This is a genomic window from Neisseria sp. P0021.S005, from assembly GCF_051956955.1.
The window spans coordinates 1-5,323 of the sequence record NZ_JBQCWY010000185.1; the positions used below are offsets into that span (position 1 = coordinate 1).

The 5,323-nt window shown below is 50.5% G+C and carries 6 protein-coding genes; 2 read left to right on the forward strand and 4 right to left on the reverse strand.

Annotated features, from left to right (window positions below; all coding sequences use genetic code 11):
- Both ACTHUE_RS10480 and ACTHUE_RS10485 read right to left on the reverse strand, forming a co-directional pair.
- Positions 1–491: ABC transporter six-transmembrane domain-containing protein (locus ACTHUE_RS10480; RefSeq protein ID WP_440423423.1), on the reverse strand; the 491-nt coding region annotated here is incomplete at its 3' end.
- A gap of 15 nt (positions 492–506) precedes the next feature.
- Positions 507–932 (reverse strand): MarR family winged helix-turn-helix transcriptional regulator, encoded by a 426-nt coding sequence (locus tag ACTHUE_RS10485; RefSeq protein ID WP_070588400.1) that lies wholly within the window; start codon positions 930–932, stop codon positions 507–509.
- Between the two features lie 182 nt (positions 933–1,114).
- On the opposite strand from ACTHUE_RS10485, the gene yddG reads away from it, so the two are divergent.
- Complete coding sequence (yddG, locus tag ACTHUE_RS10490; RefSeq protein ID WP_039862220.1) at positions 1,115–2,029, forward strand: aromatic amino acid DMT transporter YddG; 915 nt, start codon at positions 1,115–1,117, stop codon at positions 2,027–2,029.
- A 129-nt stretch (positions 2,030–2,158) separates the two neighbouring features.
- A complete protein-coding gene (locus ACTHUE_RS10495; protein WP_049336816.1) occupies positions 2,159–3,469 on the forward strand; it encodes a sulfate adenylyltransferase subunit 1 in 1,311 nt (436 codons plus the stop codon).
- 70 nt (positions 3,470–3,539) lie between these two features.
- Here ACTHUE_RS10495 and glyA read toward each other — a convergent pair whose 3' ends face one another.
- Positions 3,540–4,790: a serine hydroxymethyltransferase gene (glyA, locus tag ACTHUE_RS10500; RefSeq protein WP_004520001.1), complete on the reverse strand. Its 1,251-nt coding sequence runs from the start codon at positions 4,788–4,790 to the stop codon at positions 3,540–3,542.
- 133 nt (positions 4,791–4,923) lie between these two features.
- A complete protein-coding gene (locus tag ACTHUE_RS10505; RefSeq protein WP_039862199.1) occupies positions 4,924–5,298 on the reverse strand; it encodes a hypothetical protein in 375 nt (124 codons plus the stop codon).
- Between the last annotated feature and the right edge of the window lie 25 nt (positions 5,299–5,323).

Here is a 5,323-nt window from a genome sequence, read left to right on the forward strand (position 1 = left end):
GCGGCAAAACGCGGCAGCAACCATAAAAACAGGGCAAGTATCGCGACAGCCAATACGCCCACCCAAAATTCCAATATCAGCAACATCATACATGCACCGAAGATGGAGACCAGCGAAGTAGCAGCGATGGGCAGGTGTTCTTCAAAAAAACTGACAAACTCGCGCGATAGGGCAACGCGTGCGGTAATGGCGGAATGCGGTACTTCTCGCTTGCGCTGTTCCAAAACGACCGGGACGGCTATTTCAGTATAGATTTTGGTAAATGTACGCGTATCGGCTATCCTTCGGGCGGCGCCGATTATCCACATTAATAAGACCACCACACCATACAACATTGCCTGCCAGACGTTGCCTTCCATAACGGCATTAATCGCCCAGCCTCCAAACACGGGATATACCAGCAAGAGCAGATTATCCAAGCCGACGAGAGAGAAGGTTGTGATGAGTTTGCGGCGGTGTGTTTGACCGATGTGTTTCAACATTTTCCACATGGTTGCCCTCCTTCCTTATTTAGTATTGAGGGTTTGCGCCATTAATTCGGCCAACGCGTCCAAATCGGCAAACAGTCGGGCTGCACGTTTTTCACCGAAGGCGGTAAAAATTCGTTTGCTGAATTCCTGCATGTTTTGCACCAATGGTGCGGCGGATTCTTTGCCTTGCTCGGTCAGCGACAATAAGCGTTCGCGTTTGTCTTGTTCGCTTTCGTGAAATGTCAGCAAGCCTTGTTCCGCCAGCGTTTTGCATGTGCCGGAAACGGTTTGCTTGGGCAGGCTCCATTCTTCGCCTATGTGTTTTTGAGTGCGGCTGCCTTCGGTGGCCAAGGTGTAGAGAACGGCGAAGGTATTGTAGTTGGTGTTTTGCTGTTTAATCCATTGGTCAAATGCGCTGTCTATGTGGCTGATACGCATGCCGAGTTGGTCGAGCTGATTCATAAATTGGTCTCAATATTGACTAATTGGATGCGGATTATAGTCATGTTTAGGACTAATTGCAAATGGAGGGCCGTCTGAAACAATCATTTTCAGACGGCCTTGAAACCGTTAAAATAATTAATGTAGAAACGATATATTCAAACTACGATAAACCTAATAAAACCATCTTCAGCACATACGCCATGATTCATTTCTTATCTCAAAACATCTCCTCTAAACAAGCCACTGCCATCGGGCTGCTTGCCGTTGCTTTGTGGAGCTTTGTCATTTCTCTGATACGCTCTTTGAGCCTGCATATGGGGGCAGTGGGCGGAGCGGCAATGATGTACACCCTGTCCACCGTATTGATTTGGCTGATTTTCGGCCGGCCGCATTTACGCAATTACAACCGCAGCTATCTGTTTTGGGCGAGTGTGTTTTTTGTCGGCTGCGAACTGTGTTTGTCGCTCTCGGTCGGTTTTGCGCAAAACGCGAGACAGGCGGTGGAAATCGGCATGGTCAATTATTTGTGGCCGACGTTTACCATCGTCGGAGCGGTATATTTCAACAAACAGCCGTCAAAATGGTGGATAGTCATCGGCTTTGTGCTGTCGTTTTTAGGGATTGCCACTGTATTGGGCGGCGATGTCGGCTTGTCAATTTCCGGCATCTACCACAATGTCCGCACCAATCCCGGCGGCTACATCATGGCATTTGCGGATGCGGTGTTTTGGGCGGCATATTGTACGCTGACGGCGCGCGTGAAAGCGGAAGGCAGCAGCGTCGGCTTTTTCTTTGCGCTGGTGTCGATATTGTTGTGGATAGAGTATTTTCTCAGCGGCGCGGATACGTTGAGTTTTGATTCCGTATCGCTCGGCTATGCCGTTGCCGCCGCGTCTTGTATGGGCTTGGGCTATGCAGTGTGGAATATCGGTATTTCGCGCGGCAACCTGACCGTATTGGCAGGCGCATCTTATTTCATTCCGGTATTGTCTGCGGTAGTGTCATCATTTTTGATTAGCGCGCCTTTGTCCATGACATTTTGGCAGGGTGCGGGAATGGTGTGCTTAGGGTCGATTGTATGTTGGTTGGCGACCCGGAGAAAACGGATGGTGTGAGGTAATATCCCATAGTTTTGCGATATAACGAAAACAGCTTTTTTAACAACCAAACATTCTTTCCCATTTTCAGACGGCCTGTTTAAAGTAGCAGTCAGTTTGAGAAATCACGAGAAATGGGAAAGAATCATGACCGTAGCTTCCGCTCCGCTTTTACGCTTCATTACCGCTGGCAGTGTCGATGACGGCAAATCCACCCTCATCGGCCGCCTGCTCTACGACAGCAAAACCTTACTGACCGACCAGATTGACAAGCTCAACCGTGCCACTGAAAACGGCGAAACGCCTGATTTTGCCAGTTTGACAGACGGCCTTGCCGCCGAGCGCGAACAAGGCATTACCATTGACGTGGCCTATCGTTATTTCGCCACGCCCAAACGCAAATTCATTATTGCCGACACGCCGGGACACGAGCAATACACCCGCAACATGGTAACGGGTGCATCGACCGCCGATGCCGCCATCGTCCTGATAGACGCAACGCGCGTCGATTTTTCCGGCAGCGAACCCGTCCTTCTGCCGCAAACCAAACGCCACAGCGCGATTCTGAAACTCTTGGGCTGCCCCAACGTCATCGTCGCCGTCAACAAACTCGACCTGCTCGACTTCGACGAAACCAAATATCAGGCCATTACCGCAGCCTACCGCAAACTGGCTGAACAAATCGGTCTCCAAGCCCAAATCCACTTCCTGCCCATCAGCGCGTTAAAAGGCGACAACATCGTCAACGCCAGCAGCCAAACCCCGTGGTATCAAGGTTTGCCGCTTTTACCCCTGCTCGAAAGCCTGCCCGTCAACCGCCAAAACGCCGCCGACCAAGCCACCCACTTCCCCGTACAGCGCGTCGCACGGCAAGACGGCAGCAGCAGCGACGACTTCCGCGGCTATCAAGGCAGGCTGGAAGCAGGTCGTCTGAAAACCGGAGACGAAATCAAAGTCCTGCCTAGCGGACACACCGCCAAAATCGCCGAAATCTACAATCCAAACGGCAAAACCGAATCTGCCGAGGCAGGGGAAGTGTTGACTGTCGTTTTGGATACCGATATCGATATTTCACGCGGCAACAGTATTGTTTCAGCCGACAGCGCCATTGTTCCCGAACAACAATTTCAAGCCGCGCTTTGCTGGTTTGACGATATTCCGCTCAATCTGCGCCGCAAATATTTGCTGAAGCACACTACCCAAACCACGCCCGTAAAAATCAGCGAAATTGCCTATGTTTGGGACGTGAACACCCTCAGCCGCGTCGAATCCGCCGAAACGCTCAAGCTCAACGACATCGGCAGCGTCAGCCTCAAAACCCAGCAGCCGCTTTCTGCTGCCGCATACGAAGACAACCATGCACAAGGCGCGTTTATTTTGATTGACGAAGCCACCAACCATACTGTCGCAGCAGGCATGATACGCAAAGTCAGTGAAACAAACAGTTTTGAAATTTAAAAGAAAGTTGCAATAAAAAAAGGCCGTCTGAAGTTTCAGACGGCCTGTTATTTTATCCAAGGCGAAATGCTTATGCGCCGTAAACCGGATATTTATTGCACAAAGCAGTCACTTGTTCGCGGACTTTGGCGAGGTTGGCTTCGTCTTCAGGGTTGGCCAATACGTCGGCAACCAAGTTTGCCAATACGCGCGCGTCGGCTTCGTTAAAGCCGCGTGTGGTCATGGCGGCGGAGCCGATGCGGATGCCGGAGGTAACGAATGGTTTTTCCGGATCGTTCGGGATGGCGTTTTTGTTGACGGTGATATGAGCTTTGCCCAAAGCGGCTTCGGCGGCTTTGCCGGTGATTTTCATCGGTTGCAGGTCAACGAGGAAAACGTGGCTTTCAGTACGGCCGGAAACGATGCGCAAACCGCGTTTAACCAACTCTTCCGCCATAGCGGCAGCATTGATTTTCACTTGTTTTGCGTATTGTTTGAACTCAGGTTGCAACGCTTCTTTAAACGCCACGGCTTTGGCAGCGATAACGTGCATCAACGGACCACCTTGCAGGCTTGGGAAGATAGAAGAGTTCAGCGCTTTTTCGTGGGTATTGTCACGGCACAAAATCACACCGCCGCGAGGGCCGCGCAGGGTTTTGTGGGTGGTGGTGGTTACGAAGTCGCAGAATGGTACGGGGTTAGGATATTCGCCGCCGGCAATCAGGCCGGCATAGTGCGCCATGTCGACAAAGAGGTATGCGCCGACTTTATCGGCGATTTCGCGGAATTTTGCCCAATCGATTTGTAGCGCATAGGCAGATGCGCCGGCCACAATCATTTTAGGTTTGTGTTCAAGCGCCAAGCGTTCTACTTCGGCATAATCGAGAACTTCGTTTTCATCCAAACCATAAGTAATGGCGTTGTAGAGTTTGCCGGAGATGTTAACGCTTGCGCCATGGGTCAAGTGGCCGCCGTGTGCCAGAGACATGCCCAAAATGGTGTCGCCCGGTTTCAAAACTGAAGCATATACGGCTTGGTTGGCTTGCGAGCCGGAGTGCGGTTGGACATTGACATATTCTGCGCCAAACAACTCTTTAGCGCGGTCAATCGCCAATTGTTCGACAATATCAACGTATTCGCAGCCACCGTAGTAGCGTTTGCCAGGATAGCCTTCGGCGTATTTGTTGGTCAATTGCGAACCTTGGGCTTCCATAACGGCACAGCTGACGTAGTTTTCAGAGGCGATTAGCTCGACGTGGTCTTGCTGGCGCTTGTCTTCTTGGGCGATGGCTGCTGCCAAATCGGGGTCATATTGTGCGAGGGTAACGCTTTTTGAAAACATGTTCTCGATTCCTTTGTGATGGGCTGAAAATATGGGATGGAGTGCTGCGGATTGGTTCAAGATGAACTATTTTTCTTGCATTGTCAACAATTGTGTCGGGTGTTTGGTTTCAGACGGCCTGAGATTGAAGGGTTTATTTGAAAATATCATCTTGTTTTAAATGAAAATCCATTTTTTCCAGAAGTGCGACCAAATCGGATTCGGCTTGGGCGGCTTTAAGATTTTTTGCCAGTTCTACCAAGGCTACTGCATTTAATCGTTCTTTCTCCAACCGTAGAGCTTCTTCGCTGAAGATTTTGATATTGTCTGCCGATTCGGCGGCATCTATTTTTTCAAATGGATAAAATGATTCTTCGTGCACGGCCAAACCGTCAGGCAAGGGGGCAGCATGGTTGAAATCGGCATCATTGACCGGCATCCATGAAGGATGGTTTTCAAGCAGGATAAATTGTCCGTCCATGCCGTTGATATGACGGAATAGGGTGGTTCGGCCATTGTGTAAACGCATAAGCCCGATTGTATGCCCAAGTCGG